This window comes from Dietzia sp. B32, assembly GCF_024732245.1.
Taxonomy (GTDB): domain Bacteria; phylum Actinomycetota; class Actinomycetes; order Mycobacteriales; family Mycobacteriaceae; genus Dietzia.
In genome coordinates, this window is record NZ_CP093845.1 from 3123313 (window position 1) to 3138544 (window position 15232).

A 15232-nucleotide genomic window follows, 5' to 3' on the forward strand; every position below is an offset into this window, starting at 1 on the left:
CTCAGGCCGCGCCCTGATCGGCGTTGCCGGCCTTCCAGGTCTCCCACGGGACGTTCCAGTCGCCCAGGCCGTCCCAGCCCGGGAGCGTGTCGCCCACCGTGCCGGTGACCTCGAAGATGTCGCCCCGCTTGGCGTTGTCGTAGAACCACTTCGCGTCCGCGGTGGTGACGTTGAGGCAGCCGTGGCTGGTGTTCTGACTGCCCTGCGCCCAGACCGACCACGGGGCCGCGTGGACGAAGATCCCGCTGTAGGACATCCGGGTCGCGTACTGCACCGGGGTGCGGTAGCCCTCGGCGGAGTCCACGGCCACTCCGTAGGTCGAGGAATCCATGATCATCGAGGCGTGCTTCTCACCGATGACGTAGACCCCGTTGGGGGTCGGGGTGGCGGCCTTGCCCATCGAGGTGGGCATTGTCTTGACCACCTCGCCATTGCGCTCGATCACGATCTGCTTAGTGGAGTCGTCGACGCGGGAGATCACGGCATCGCCGATCTCGAAGCTGCTCTGGGAGTCCTGCTGGCCGTACATCCCGCCGCCGAGGTCCTTGCCGTAGATGTCGACGTGGACGTCGATCTTGGTGCCGGGGGCCCAGTACTCCGCCGGCCGCCAGCGGACCTCCTGGTCGGAGACCCAGTAGAACGCGCCCTCGACCGCGGGCTCGGTCTTGATGTGGATGTTGTCCTGCGCCGCGCGACGATCCGCGATCGGCTCGTCGAACATCACCGCGACCGGTTGCCCGATCCCCACCACGGACCCCTCGCCCGTCGTCAGATAGGCGGCCGTCATGATGTTCGGCGTCAACGTGGTGAAGGTGGTGTTCTTGCGGGTGACCAGGCCGGCCTCGTCCGTGGCGGTCGATTCCACCGTGTACTGCCGCCCGTAGCCGAGCTCCTCGGTGGTACGCCACTCGGTGAGCTCGGTGTTGAACTCGCCCCGGACCTGCTGCCCCTCCGGGTTGCGGACCACGACCGAATCGAATCGACCGTCCGCGGCGGTGAGCACGATGGGCTCGACCGGGTTGGCATCCGTGGAGCCGTCCGCCACCGACACGTCGATCGCGGCCGAGGGGCCGGCCGGCTCCTCCGCGACCTGGGCGTTCTGGGCGCCCCCGTCACCGATGGTGCAGCCGGTGAGGACGAGGGCTCCGGTGAGCACCGCGGCCAGGCCGAGTCGGGCCTTCGACCGGATCCCGGTCGCTCGCCGCCCCGTCCGATCCCTCGTGCTCACGTTCACTGATGGCCCCTTCCGACTGCCGCTTCCCCCCGGACGTGGCCACGGCCGGGAGGACGTCTCCCCCAGTATGCCTGGTCACATGCCCTCCCTCCATATCGAAACGCCGGGGGAGACAGCGACCTCAACCCCGGTTCACCCCTTCTGAACAGGCGATTTCGTGATCCGACTCGGCTGCTGTTACTGTTTCTCTCGCACCAAGCAAGCGCCATTAGCTCAATTGGCAGAGCAGCTGACTCTTAATCAGCGGGTTCGGGGTTCGAGTCCCTGATGGCGCACAACACAGAAAGCCCCGGGTCCATGACCCGGGGCTTTTTGGTGCGCCCGCGTGGACGAGCGTCCGGGTGGACACACTGGAAATGACGAAAGCGTCCCGCTCACGCCCCGGTCTCGGGGGTGCGCGGAACGCTCTCAGACGCCAGGCGACGGCGTCTCCGGACGGTTCCCGCCGCGACAGGGAGCCGCCGGGGACGGACCGGTCGCCTCAGAGGGCCCGACGAGCCGCCAGGTATGCCTCGATGCGCTGACGCTCCTTGCGCTTGTTCACCATTGACACGGTGATCCCGCCCACGACCAGCGTCGCGATACCCCCGAGCACCGCCAGAACGCGCGGGTCCTTGAGCGCCGCGGTGGCGCGCTCCTTGCCCTCGGTCGCGAGGTTCTTCGGGTTGACCCGGTCGATGATCTCGTCCAGGGTCGTCGCGAGATCGTCACGCGCCTTGGCGATGTCGCCTTCGATGCTGTCGTAACTCCTGGACACGAGACCTCCGTCGATCGCTCGTCCGCGAGGGCGCCCCGCGGGTTCTTGACCCCGCCCACGCTACTGCACCCGGCGTGGATCCGCGCCCGTCCGCCGGACCATCGGATAGGTTGGGATGGTCCGACGCCCCGACTCGACCCCCAGGAGCACCGGTGACCGCACCACGGCTCGAGGTGGGCCAGACGGCCCCCGCCTTCACCCTCCCCGACGCCGACGGCACACCCACGTCGCTCCGGGAGCTCCTCGCCGAGCACGGGAAGGTCCTCGTGTACGTCTATCCGGCCGCCATGACGCCGGGCTGCACCACGGAGACGGTGGATTTCGAGAACGCCCTGCAGCAGCTGAAGGACGCCGGTCTCGCGGTCGTCGGCGTCTCCCCCGACGCGCCCGAGAAGCTGGCGCGGTTCCGCGACAAGTACGGCATCACTTTTCCGCTCCTGTCAGACCCGGACAAGTCCATGCTCACCGAGTGGGGCGCCTACGGCGAGAAGAAGAACTACGGCAAGACCGTGATGGGAGTGATCCGCTCCACCTTCGTCGTGGAGTCCGACGGCACCGTGTCGATGGCCCGGTACAACGTCCGGGCAAAGGGTCACGTGGCGATGGTCGCCAAGCTGCTCGAGATCGAGCTGCCCGAGTCCGAACCCGCGGAGGGCTGACCCACCCATGACCACCGACTCGTCCGAACGTCCACAGGAGCCGACGCGGGACTCCGCCGACGAGGCCGTCCAGGACGAGCCGAACATCCTCGTCCCCCGCCGCCGACCCATCCAGGAACGTAGCCGCAAGAAGTTCCAGGCACTGCTGTCCTCGGCCCGGGAAGTGTTGGTCGAGGTGGGTTTCGACTCGTTCACCTGCGAGGAAGTCGCCTCGCGCGCGGGCGTGCCGATCGGAACCCTCTACCAGTTCTTCGCCAACAAGTACGTGCTGGTCTGCGAGCTCGACCGCCAGGACGCCCACGGGGTGATCGAGGAGGTCGAGCGGTTCGCCCAGAAGATCCCCGCGCTGGACTGGCCCGAGCTGCTCAACGACTTCCTGGACCACCTCGCCGACCTGTGGCTGCGCGACCCCTCCCGTAGGGCGGTCTGGCTGGCAACGCAGGCCACCCCCGCCACCCGGGCCACGGCGGCGGTGAACGAACGCGAGATCGCCCGGATGATCGCCAGCGTGCTGGCCCCGCTCATGCCCGCCACCGAACGTGAGCGTCGCGCGTTCATGGCCGAGGTACTGGTGCACGTGGCGTACTCGATGCTCAACTTCTCGGTCAGCGCCGGCCACGTGACCCCCGGCGCCGCCTCCGGCACCGGCATCGGCACCAGCACCGGCGACAGCGGCGGCGTCTCCCCCGGCGGGAGCAGCGCCTCGGCGGGCGGCGAGGACATTCACGACGCCACCGTCACCGAACTCAAGCGGATGCTCACCGCCTACCTCTGGCTAGCGGAGAAGGAAGCAGCCCAGAGCGACTGACCCGAAACCCGCCCCCGGTTGTGGACGGCGACCAGTTCAGGCAGCTTCTGCCGCCAGCAGGACGGCCCGGATCCTCTGAACAAGTAACCAGGGTCGCTCGAAGTCGGCCCATCGCCAATGGATCACCCGGTACCCGAGGGCAGTCAGGATCGCATCGCGGTCCTTCTCCACGCCGAGCCTGCGGCGGGTCTCCATCTCGTCGGCGCCGTCGAAGTACTTCCCGAACCCGTCACATTCTCCTACGACCCCGAGCTCCCGCCACAGGAAGTCCACCCGACCGATGAAGCGGCCGTCGTCGTCGTAGATCTCGACCTGTGTCTCGGGCTCCGGCAGCCCGTACTCGGCGAAGTAGAGACGACTCCGCGTCTCAGCGATGCTCTCACTTCTCCGGTCGGTCATCCCGATCGCAGTACGAGCCCTCCCCACACCGGCCCGTCCCGAGGCACGGTCCAGCGCCTCCCGCAAGGAGACCTCCGTGACGAGTTCCCGCTGCAGCCCGGCATCAGCCACCGCGACGCCCGGAACCGGATCACAGACCCTGGCGATGTCGATGATCGTCCGGTCCGCAGACGTGACGGAGATGCCTTCGATATTCACGATCTCATCCGGGGCGATCGGGCACAGGTCGTGCCGCAGGAGTCTGGTGGTCCTGGACCGCTGCGCATGTCCGTGCCGGGAGACCGCGACTTTGCGAAGTGGGAGCCCCCAATTCGGCAGCGAGTGGACCATGGCGGCCGACCAGTGAGTGAACACTGGGCCGTGCAGTGCAGCGTCCGTGGCGAGAACCGACAGCAGATGACGTGCTCCCCTGTCGAGTTCGCGGGCGCTGCCCTCTACGTAGAAGCCCGGCCGCAGCCGCACGAGCTCTCTTGTCGCCACCGCCCGGGCGAGCGATTGGGTGCTGTGCCCGGCGGCGATCAACCCTTCGGCGGTCAGGAGTCGGGAACGTAGTTCATCGATGCTGATCATGCAGCGATACTCTCGCGCGACACCGCCGGGTCCGCCGGATCGCGTATGCGGAGCCGGCCCGCTGTGGACGCGCCGAGCCCTGTGGACAACAGCGCGCCTCCCACCGACCTCGGCTCGAACCGGTGAGGTCGACGAGCGAAGCGGGATGTGTCCGGCGGCGGCCCCGATTCACATTGAGAACGTCTCGCACCCGGTAGATCGGGCGTGCGGAGGAATCCGGTCCGTCTGGGCCACCGGAACGAGGCACCCCTCAGAGTTCGATCCGCGCTCCGGCCCCCGCGGGCGTACGAGATCCCGAGGGGCGGATCGGGTCACGGGCCCTCTGAGCGACGCTTCCCGCGGGCGTATGAGATTCCGAAGGGCGGATCGGGCGGCAGGGCCGCAGGGCGGCGGGTCGGTGGCCGAGCGCAGGCAGTGCGCCGGTGGTGGGCCCAGCGGTGGCTGGGCCCAGCGGTGGCCAGGCGCGGACGGGCGGACGGGCGGCTGGGCGACTGGGCGGCTGGCGACCGCGCTACTGCCCGCCCGGGCCCTCGAGCACCACGAACGCGATCGCCGATCCGCCATCGTGGCTGAGCGAGACGTTCCAGCGCGCGCCCTCGCCGACGGTCGCGGCCACCTGCCGGGCCACCTCTCCCCCGAGTCGCACCGAAGGCCGACCCCAGTTGTCGCACACGGTCTCGATCTCCGACCACCGCAGCAGGTCCGGCGGGATGGGCGGAGGTGCACCGTACAGCGCGGCCGACCATGCCTTGACCACGGCTTCCTTCGCCGCCCAGCGGGCAGCGAGGTGACGCGCCATCGGGTCCTCCCGGCGGGCGGGCGCCGGCCCCGAGCTCCCAGGTCCCGAGGTCCCAAGCCCCGAGGTCCCAGGCGCCGAGGTCCCCGACGCACCTGATGACGACGACACCGCGGCCTCGCCCTGCACTGCGCCCCGGGCCTCGGCGCGTTCGCGACACTGCCTCCGCTCGAGGGGGGAGAACGCCCGGGTGAGCCGCGTCCCCGGCTCTGCCAGAGACGCGGCGAAGGCGCCGAGGTCGACGATGTCGACCCCGACGCCTCTCACCCCTGTCGTCACTTCGCGATGATCTCCGCGGTCCGGGCGTCAGCGCTCACGTGGTCCGGGTACCCGGCAGCCGCGAGGATGCCGTCTGCGTCGAGTCGCGCGGCCGGGTCGAGCAGGACCGCGGCCTCGCGCTCCTTGACCTCGTCGGCCGAGCCCTCGCCCAGTCGACGCGCCTCGGGACGGGCGTAGAGCGCCTCGCCACCGTAGATGGCGTCGGTCAGGCGACGGGCGCCCGCACGCTCGCGCTGCAGTCCGGCTTCGCGGATGCGCTCGGCCTCGTCGTCGCCGTACTCCGCGGCGACCGCCCGGTGGAAGGCCTCCGGGTGGGCGACGGCGATGAGGCCCGAGACGTGTCCGAAGCCCAGCGAGGTGAGCAGACCGGCCTTGAGCGGCAGGTCACCGCCCAGCTGCAGGGTCTCCCGCAGCCACACCAGGTGCCGGTGCCGGTCGAGCACGTCGTCGACACAGTCCAGCGCCCGGTTCGGCGGCAGGGTGCCCGACCGCAGCATCTGGGTCAGCCCGATGAGTTGGAACGCCGCGGCGCCACCCTTGGCGTGCCCGGTGAGCGACTTCTGCGACACCACGAACAGCGGGTTGCCCTCCGACCGACCGATCGCGGCGGCGAGCCGCTCGTGCAGGTCGGACTCGTTGGGGTCGTTGGCCTTGGTCGAGGTGTCGTGCTTGCTCACCACGGCCACGTCGTCGGCGGTCAGGCCGAGCTGCGCCAGCCCGCGGGCCAGCGGCGAGCGCCGCCCGCCGCGACCGGCACCCAGCGCACCCAGGCCGGGGGCCGGGATGGAGGTGTGCGCGCCGTCCGCGTACGACCCGGCCCAGGCCACGACACCGGTGACCGGCAGGCCCATGCGGGCCGCGACGTCGCCGCGCGCCAGCAGGATCGTGCCGCCGCCCTGCGACTCGACGAACCCGCCGCGCCGCCGGTCGTTGGCCCGGCTGTAGTGCCGCTCGTCGATCCCCTTGGCCGCCATGGCCGCGGAGTCAGCGGTGGCCGACATGTCGGCGAAGCCCTGGATGCCCTCGGTGGACAGGTCGTCGAACCCGCCGGCCACCACGAACTCGGCCTTGCCGGCGCGGATCTTGTCGAAGCCCTCCTCGACGCTCACCGCGGTGGTGGCACAGGCCGCCACCGGGTGGACCATCGAGCCGTAGCCGCCGACGTAGGACTGCATGACGTGCGCGGCCACGACGTTCGGCAGCGCCTCCTGCAGCGTGTCGTTGGCGCGGCTGCGGCCGAGGATGCCGTCGATGTACAGCGAGCGCATGCTCGTCATGCCGCCCATGCCGGTGCCCTGGGTGTTGGCGACATCGGCGGGGTGGACGTGGGCCAGCAGCTCCGCCGGGGTGAAGCCCGAGGAGATGAAGGCGTCCACGGTGGCCACGAGGTTCCACGCCGCCACCCGGTCGATACCGGAGACCATGTCGGCGGGGATGCCCCACGCCGTGGGATCGAAGCCGGTGGGGATCTGCCCACCGACCACGCGGGTGAGGGTCGCGCGGCGCGGCACCCGGATCTCGGTGCCGGCCTTGCGGGTGACCGTCCACTCGCCGTCCTCGCTGCGGGTGACGACGGTATTCTCCGGGTCATCGGACTGGTAGGCGCGGGCCTGCGCCTCGTCGTCCACCACGAAGGACAGGTCCTCCGGCAGGAACACCGAGGTGAGCTGCGGGGAGGTGCCCGCGAACATCTCCGCGCGCGAATCGTCGGCGTAGGTGCGCACGCCCACCCGGGCGAGGACCTCGTCGTGGAAGCGCTCGGCGATGTCGGCCTCGTCGATCGGGTCACCAGACTCGGTGACGGTCCAGCCGGCGCGCGGCGAGTCCTCCCAGGTGATGAGCCCGGTCGACCAGGCCAGCTCGACCACGCCGGCGGCGGTGAGGTCGCCGGTGGTCTCCACCTCGAAGCGGGTGCGGGCGCTGCCGTAGGGGCCGACCTCGCCGGCGCCCACCATCACGACCATGTCCTCGAGCTGCTGGGTGACCTCGCCCCACTCGGGGCGCTCGTCGGCGGTGACCGTCGGCAGCGAGGGCAGCGCGGCGATCGTGCCCGCGGCGTCCTCTGTCGAGGTCTCGGTGGTGACGGCCGGGCGGTCCGCCGCGAGGGCGGACATGTCCAGGTCGGCCGTGCCGAGTCCGCCGGTGAGGTCGACGGTGACGGGGGCGTCACCGGCCGCGGAGCGGAAGTCCGGGGTGCACCAGCGCATCAGCTCGGCGGCCATCTCGGCCGTCGACCAGGTGGACACGCCCGCGGCCTCGACGGCCTCGACGAGCGGGTCGTTGTGGCCCATGAGCCCGGTGCCGCGGACCCAGCCGATGATCGCGTGGACGAACGTCACGCGCTCGGACCAGGACTTCTCCGAGCCCCACTTGGCGATCATCGCGTCGAGCGCGGCCTTCGCCTCGCCGTAGGCGCCGTCGCCGCCGAACATGCCCCGGTTGGGCGAGCCCGGCAGGACCACGTGCAGGCGGGAGTCGACGTCGGTGTCGGCGCCGATCGCTCCGAGACCGGCGACAAGCTTCTCCACGCCCCACAGCAGGACGCGCATCTCGGTCTCGGCGCGGGGGCCGGCGTCGGCCATCGAGCCCTGGACGCGGGGGGCCGCGAACGGGAACAGCAGCGTCGGGGTGAGCGGCGCCTTGAGCACGGTGGTCTGGCCACCGGCCGACTCGGCGTGCTCGGTTCCGACCCACTCGACCAGCGCGTCGACGTCCGAGTAGGAGGTCAGGTTGGCCGGCAGGACCCACAGCGCCGCGCCACCGCGGGCGTTGGTGCGGTAGAGGTCCTTGAAGAAGGCCAGCTTGGACTGGTCCAGGTTGGAGGTGGTGGCCACCACGGTGGCCCCGCCCGCCAGGAGGCGTCCGGTGACGGCGGCGGCGATGGAGCCCTTGCCGGCACCGGTGACGACGGCGACGTCGTTCGCGTACTCGCCGACGAACTCCTCGACGGCGACCTCGGAGATCTCCCGGTAGGCCGTGGCCAGGGCGTCGCGGCGGGCATCGGTCGCCCGGGCCGCCCACCAGCGGGCCTGCTCGGCGACGATCTCACCCGCGCCGCGGAAGGCCTCCGCCACGTCGGCGGGGACGTCGGACCGGGTCCACAGGCGGGCCAGGTCCTCGCGGGCCGAGGCCCAGCGGTCGTCCATCAGCACGGCGCGGCCGGCGTCGAAGGCCGGGGCCACCACGCGGCGCCAGTCGGCGCCGAGCTCGGCGGCCACGAGATCGGCCAGCTCGGAGTCCGGGTCGGCCTCGGCGAGCAGATCGACGGTCTCGGGCTCGAGGTGTCCGAGGCGGGTGAGCACGCCGCGGGCGGCGCGGGCCAGGACACCGTCGGCGCCAGTGATCTCGTCGGCGAACTCGGTCAGCGCGGCGGAGTCGACGACTCCCCCGCCTCCGGCTCCGGACGACGGCATCGCCACGGCCACGCCGTGTGCGGCACCGACGGCCGACACGGCCGCGTCGATGAGCGAGTCCAGTCCGGCCACGTCCTTGACTCCCGAGGCATCGAGCGTGGCCAGGTCGCCACCGCGGATCGAGGCGCCGTCACGGGTGCCCAGCGCGATCTCGGCGATCACGTGCTGCGCCCAGCCGGAGCCGAGCTCCCACGGGCCGGTCACGCGCTCGGTGATGTAGGCGGCCCGCTTTCCGGTGCGGCCGAGGACCGCGCGCAGCGCCTCGCCGACCGCGTCGGACAGGACGGGGCCGAACGGGGCGTACCCGCGCGCCAGTCGTGAGACCTGGTCGGCCAGGGTCGGGAAGTCCGCCTCGGCGGCGCCGTCGATGGCGCCCAGGCTCAGCTCGGTACCCAGGTCCAGCAGCAGCTGGTTGCGGCGCGAGGACACGCCGTCGCACAGCGTCTCGATGGAGTCGCCGGACGCGATCTGCTCGGGACGGACCTTGGTGCGCAGCGCCACCAGCATGCGGGTGGCGGCGGGCGCGCCGAACTCGAGGTCGTCCGGGCGGGGTGCACCGGGGGCGGCGGTCGCGGCCGGAGCCGCGTCTGATCGGTCCGCACCGGCCGTGCCGGGGGTGTTGACGGCCGGTGCGGGGTCTGTGGGGGCCGCCTGGTCGGCGGCCGCGGTGTTGGTCGAACCAGTGGTGGTCGATCCGGTGGAGGCGGAGCCGTCGCCGGCGTCCAGCTCGTCGTCGTCGACCTCCACGCTGGGCGGCAGGGTGCCGTACAACGTCGCCGAGTCGCGCTCGACGTTGATCACCTGGGCCCGGGGGCCGCGGTGCGTGGGCAGGTCGAGGGTCTTGGAGGCGAGGTTCGCGACGGTCGGGGCGTTGGAGACACCGACCTCGATGAACTGCTCGATACCGAGTCCGCCACGCTCTACGGGCGTGAAGAACAGCTCCTGGGTCTCGATCCAGCGGACCGGGCTGGCGAACTGCCAGGCCAGCAACTCCACGAGCAGCAGGCGACCCAGTCGCGTGGGGGTGGCGGCCCACTCGTCCCAGTTCGCGAGGACCTCGGCCAGGGACTCGGCCGGCACGAGGTCGGCGATCTCCTGCACGAAGTCGCGCTCGAGACTGAACAGGCGCGGCACGAGGTTCGGCACGTACCGGCCGACGAGCACCGAGATGTCGATGTCGTGCGGGATCAGCGCGTCGAGGGTGGCCCGGAAGTCCGGGACCCCGCCACGCAGGACGGTGGAGTGGAACGGCACGTCGATGCCGGGCACCAGGATGAAGGCGTTCTTGCCACCCGACCGCTCGAGCTCGCGCTCGACGGCCTTCTCCAGTGCCTTGCATCCGGCGACGGTGCCGGCGAGCGCGTACTGCGAGCCCGCCAGGTTGTAGTTGACGATCTCGATGAACTCGCCGGACTCGCGGGCGACGCCGGCCACCCAGTCGGCGACCTCGTCGTCCGAGATCCCCATCTGGGACGGACGGATCGCGGCCATGCGGTAGTCCGAACGGCCGTGGGCGTCGCGTGGCACCAGCTGGTGCATGGTCGACCCGCGCTGGAAGACGATCTCCAGCAGCGGCTCGAGCGCGAGCACGCCGGAGATGGCGGCCAGGGCGTCGTACTCGCCGATCGAGTGACCGGCGAAGTACGCGTCCTCGATGAGCAGGCCGTCGGCCTCGAGCTCGGCGCGCTGCGCCACCGCCAGGCAGGCCATGGCGACCTGGGTGAACTGCGTCAGGTAGAGCACGCCGTCCGGATGCCGGTGGACCTCACCGCGGACGGTGACCTCGGTGGGGTTCTCGCGGACGAGCGCCAGGATCGAGAAGCCGAGCGCGGAGCGGGTGTGCTTGTCGGCGCGGTCCCAGATCTCGCGGGCCGCGGGGCAGCGGGTGCGGCCCTCCATGCCCATCCCCTTGGCCTGGATGCCCTGGCCGGGGAAGGCGTAGACGGTGCGCGGGGCCTCGGTCAGCGCGGTGGCGGCCATGACGGTGGCGCCGTCGACCGTGCACGTGACCTCGAGGACCTGGCCGCCGGCGTGGCGGCCGGTCTGCACGGCGCGGACCCTGATGTGGTCGCCCGGGCGGACCGGGGCGAGCATACGGGCGGTCCAGCCGGCGAGCCGGAGGGCGGGGGTCTTGCCGTCGGAGGCCTGCACCGCGTGCTGCGCGGCGGCCGAGAGCCACATGCCGTGGACGATCACTCCGCCCAGTCCGGCCAGCTCGGCCGCGGTGTCGGAGACGTGGATCGGGTTGTGGTCGCCGGAGACCAGCGCGAACGCGGTCATGTCGTGCGGTGCCGTGAGCGTGGTGGACACGCGCAGCTGGCGGGAGGTCTCGGCGGGCTCCGCGACGCCACCGGACGGGGTGACCAGGGCGCCGCCGGCGGGGCGGGGGTCGCCCACCTCGGCGCGACCGGTGCGGCCGCGGATCGCGAACCGCTCGGACAGGGTGCACAGCGGGGTGCGGGCGCCGTCGGAGTCCTCCGTGGCCACCTCGACCGACACCTCGACCACGCGGCCGAGGTCGGTGTCGCGGACACCGCCGGACCGGGCGACGACGACGAGGTCGGTCTCCTGCTGGGGCAGCGCCGCGTGCATGCGGACACCGTGGTCCAGGTGGACCAGATCGAGCAGCCCCTCGACGACCGTGCCGGTGCCGCGCGGGCGGCGCGTCTCACCGAGTACGGCGAACACGGCCGGCCACGCGGCGCCCACGAGGGCGTCCGGGACGCCGGCGGACGGCACGAGCGAGGTGGGCAGGCTGCCCGCGGTGACGCCCGTGTGGTCGATGGCGAGGGTGGGCTCGAAGGTGAAGCGGGCCGTGGCGACGTTGCCGTCGACCTCGGGGAGGGCGTCGATCGTGGCACCCCCCGCACCGCCGCGGCCGACGCCGGCGGCGGTGGCGAGCAGGGTACGCATGGCCGCCTCGGCGGCGGCGTCTGTGACGACCGGCGCGGCGCCGGTGGCCACGGCGTCGCCGAGGGTGATGGTGATGGTCATCTCGGTCGGGCCGATGGGCAGCGTCAGGTCGACGGTCTGCCCGTCGGCGGCCGGGGTGAGCACGGCGCCGGAGACCGGGTGGCGCCCGATGCCGTCGGCGTCGATCTCCCAGGCGTGGAGCACGCCGAGACGGTGGACGGGGCTGATGACGAGGCGACCGGCCCAGGTGACGTCGGGGCTGTTGAGCACGTCGGCGACGGGCCCGCTGGCGGTGGTGACGATCCCGCGGCGGCGGCTGCTCACGGCCTCGGTGGAGGGCAGGTAGCCGGACACCCGGTCGGCGGTCGCGGCCTCGAAGCGGTCGAGGAGGTCGCCCACCGGCTCGTCGACGCGGGTGATGCCCGCGACGGCGGTCGTGCCGGGGATGATGCACACGGCGTCGGCGTCGTAGCGCGGGTCGTGGGCCTGCCACAGCGAGTCCGAGCGCCACCAGCGGCGCACGTCACCGTCGATGACGGGCACGAACGGCACGGGCTTGCCGGGCATGCGGCAGATGTCGAGGAACTCGGCGGCGTCGGCGGGGTGCAGCACGGCGTCGGCGAGCCCGGGGTACCGGGCGGCGAGGGTGGCGATCACCTCGGCCGGGCGCTCCATGGCCTTCTCGCGCGGGAACGCCGAGACGATCCGGCCGGTGTCGACGGCATCGAGGCGGGCCTCGGTGCGCTGCACCATGCGGTGGAAGCGCTCGCGGATGGTGGGGTCGAGCCACACCGAGCGGGTGCAGTCGGCCACGTCGCCACCGAAGTCGGCGCCCAGGTCGAAGTCGCCCGAGATGTGGGTGATCGACCCGTCGACGGACGCACCGGAGGCGAGCGAGAGCTCGACGAAACGGCGCAACCACTGCTCGTAGGTCATGGAGTCGAGGTCGCCGAAGTAGGGCTTCGCGGTGCCGTTGATCGCCGCGATGATCTCGTCGCGTCGGGCGGCCACGGCCTCGGCGTCACCGGCGACCTCGTCGAGGAGGCGCCCGGTGCGCGCGGCGGTGTTGTCGATCTCGTGGATGTCCGCGCCGAGCTGGCTGCGGCCGGATGCCATGCCGCCGTCGGCCTGGCCGGCACCGACCCAGGCGTCGACGCCCACGGTGTCGACGAGCATCTGCTTGACCTGGGGGCTGGTGGTGGCCTCGAGGGTGGCCATCGCGGCGGTGCCGACGAGGATGCCGTCGACGGGCATGGCCGGGTAGCCGTGGGCGTTGGCCCAGGAGCCGGTGAGGTAGTCGGCCGCACGCTCGGGCGTGCCGATGCCGCCGCCGACGCACAGGACGACGTTGGGCCGGTCACGGAGCATGGCGTAGGTGGCCAGCAGGAGGGCGTCGAGGTCCTCCCACGAGTGGTGGCCGCCGGCGCGGCCGCCCTCGACCTGGACGATCACCGGCATGTGCGGGACCTCGGCGGCGATGCGCACGACCTGGCGGATCTGGGCGACGGTGCCGGGCTTGAAGCTCACGTGCCGCAGGCCGGCCTCGGTCAGCTCCTCGATGAGGGCCACCGACTCGTCGAGTTCGGGGATGCCCGCGGTGACGATCACGCCGTCGAACGGCACGCCGGCGGCGCGGGCGCGCTGCACCAGACGCTTGCCGCCGACCTGCAGCTTCCACAGGTACGGGTCGAGGAACAGTGAGTTGAACTGGGCGCTGCGGCCGGGCTCCAGGAGCTCGGCCAGGCGCTGGGTGTTCTCGGCGAAGATCGCCTCGGTGACCTGCCCGCCGCCGGCGAGCTCGGCCCAGTGGCCGGCGTTGGCCGCGGCGGCGACGATCGCGGGATCGACCGTGGTCGGCGTCATGCCGGCCAGGAGGATCGGCGAGCAGCCGGTGAGGCGGGTGAAGGAGGTCTCGACGTGGACGCTGCCGTCGGGCAGGGTGACCAGCTGCGGCTGGAACGCGGTCCACGGCCGCTCGATCGGCGGGGTCGCACCCGGGGTGAACAGGTTGCGCAGTCCGCCGCGGGTGGCGGCGGCGACCACACCGACGCCCTGGCCGCGGATGACCGACCGGTTGAGGCGGGTCAGCGCCTCGCCGGGGCCCATGTCGAGGACCCACTGCGCACCTGCGTGCAGGGTCTCGGCCATCTCCTCGACCCAGTCGACCGGCTCGGCGAAGACCTGGCGGGCGAGGTGGGCGGCGCGATCGGCGTCCAGGCCACAGCGCTCCGCCCAGCGGGAGACGACGTCGATGGCCGGGGCCATCGCCGGGTGGTGGAACCCGACCTCCACCTCGAGCGGGTCGAAGACGGGGGCGAAGATCTCGCCACCGGTGAGCTTGGCCTCGCGCCGACGACGCGATTCGGCCTCGAGGTCGGCGCAGTGGCGACGCAGCTCCTCGAGATCGTCGGGTCGGCCGACCACGACGTGGCGACGCTGCGCGTTGCGGATGGAGACGACGGGACGGATCGAGGCGTCGACGCCGGCGAACAGCTCGTCGACCAGCGTGCGCAGGTCCTCGCCGTCGATCCCCGAGACGCCCACCATGGGGCTCGCCTCACCGCGGCGGAACAGGCCGACGCGCCGCCCGATCAGGGTTGCGGCGGCACCGATGAGCTCGGCGACGGCCAGCAGCCGGTCGTCGATGGACCCGAAGGTCTCCACCGACTCGACGGCGAGGATGCCCTGGGAGTGGCCGACCACGGCCGCAGGGGCCGTGTCGTTGACGTCGAATCCCTCGGCGGCGAGGGCGCGCAGGGCGCCCATCTGGGTGAGCAGCACCGCGGGCAGCGACACGGCCGCGGCGGAGAGCGAGGCGTCGTCGGGCAGGTCCGCGCCGTCCTCGTCCTCGCCGGTGGTGGTGTTGGCCCATTCGATGGGCCGGAAGCCGTGCGTGCGGACCACGGCGATCTCATCGTGGACGGGCTCGGTCAACGCGACGGAGGCGTCCACGAGGTCCTGGAGCTCCGGGCCGATGCCGGTGCCGTCGATGAGGTCGCTCAGCGCGTCCCGCCAGGCGATCCCCTGTCCACCGAAGGCGAGAGCGTAGGCCGTCCCCTCACGGAGCTCGTCCGCGAGGGCGCGGGCGCCGCGGCGGGCGGCGAAACCGGTCTCGAGCGGACGGGGGGTGAGGTCGCGGTCGTCGATCGTCACGTGTGGAACTCCTTGGGCACTGCGTCAGGGGCATCGCGTCAACCGGCCAGCGGTCTCGGCGCAGGCCACAGATTGCCACACGAACTTGAGGGGTTCCTCAGATTGACGGGGTACACCCGACCGAAACGGGGGGCTCGGCCACCCGGCCCCGAGTGATCCACCCCACAGGAGGACATGACGCGAGCCTCATATATACAGGTGAGGACACCCTCAGGTTTTAGAAATCGTCCGTTATCGAATCGTTACGCTGC

At 71.9% G+C, this 15232-nt stretch carries 7 protein-coding genes and 1 tRNA gene; 3 read left to right on the forward strand and 5 right to left on the reverse strand.

Annotated features, from left to right (window positions below):
* Nucleotide 1: 1 nt before the first annotated feature.
* Nucleotides 2-1234 carry an Ig-like domain-containing protein gene (locus tag L8M95_RS14780; RefSeq protein ID WP_260486848.1) on the reverse strand — a complete coding sequence of 411 codons (1233 nt, stop codon included), beginning with the start codon at nucleotides 1232-1234 and terminating at the stop codon, nucleotides 2-4.
* A 202-nt stretch (nucleotides 1235-1436) separates the two neighbouring features.
* Between L8M95_RS14780 and L8M95_RS14785 the strand changes: the two genes are divergently transcribed.
* Nucleotides 1437-1509, forward strand: a tRNA-Lys gene (locus L8M95_RS14785).
* Between the two features lie 206 nt (nucleotides 1510-1715).
* On the opposite strand, the gene L8M95_RS14790 is transcribed toward L8M95_RS14785, so the two are convergent.
* Nucleotides 1716-1991, reverse strand: coding sequence for a DUF3618 domain-containing protein (locus L8M95_RS14790; protein ID WP_260486849.1), 276 nt, complete (start codon nucleotides 1989-1991; stop codon nucleotides 1716-1718).
* 152 nt (nucleotides 1992-2143) lie between these two features.
* On the opposite strand from L8M95_RS14790, the gene L8M95_RS14795 reads away from it, so the two are divergent.
* Nucleotides 2144-2650, forward strand: coding sequence for a peroxiredoxin (locus L8M95_RS14795; RefSeq protein ID WP_260486850.1), 507 nt, complete (start codon nucleotides 2144-2146; stop codon nucleotides 2648-2650).
* 7 nt (nucleotides 2651-2657) lie between these two features.
* On the forward strand, nucleotides 2658-3458 hold the full coding sequence (locus tag L8M95_RS14800; RefSeq protein WP_260486851.1) for a TetR/AcrR family transcriptional regulator: 801 nt from the start codon (nucleotides 2658-2660) through the stop codon (nucleotides 3456-3458).
* Between the two features lie 36 nt (nucleotides 3459-3494).
* Here L8M95_RS14800 and L8M95_RS14805 read toward each other — a convergent pair whose 3' ends face one another.
* The 3 genes from L8M95_RS14805 to L8M95_RS14815 form a co-directional block, all read right to left on the reverse strand.
* Nucleotides 3495-4427 (reverse strand): endonuclease domain-containing protein, encoded by a 933-nt coding sequence (locus L8M95_RS14805; protein WP_260486852.1) that lies wholly within the window; start codon nucleotides 4425-4427, stop codon nucleotides 3495-3497.
* Nucleotides 4428-4938: 511 nt separating this feature from the next.
* On the reverse strand, nucleotides 4939-5502 hold the full coding sequence (locus tag L8M95_RS14810) for a holo-ACP synthase (RefSeq protein WP_312027419.1): 564 nt from the start codon (nucleotides 5500-5502) through the stop codon (nucleotides 4939-4941).
* Nucleotides 5499-14981 (reverse strand): type I polyketide synthase, encoded by a 9483-nt coding sequence (locus L8M95_RS14815; protein WP_260486853.1) that lies wholly within the window; start codon nucleotides 14979-14981, stop codon nucleotides 5499-5501. Before L8M95_RS14815 ends, L8M95_RS14810 begins: the two co-directional genes overlap by 4 nt.
* Between the last annotated feature and the right edge of the window lie 251 nt (nucleotides 14982-15232).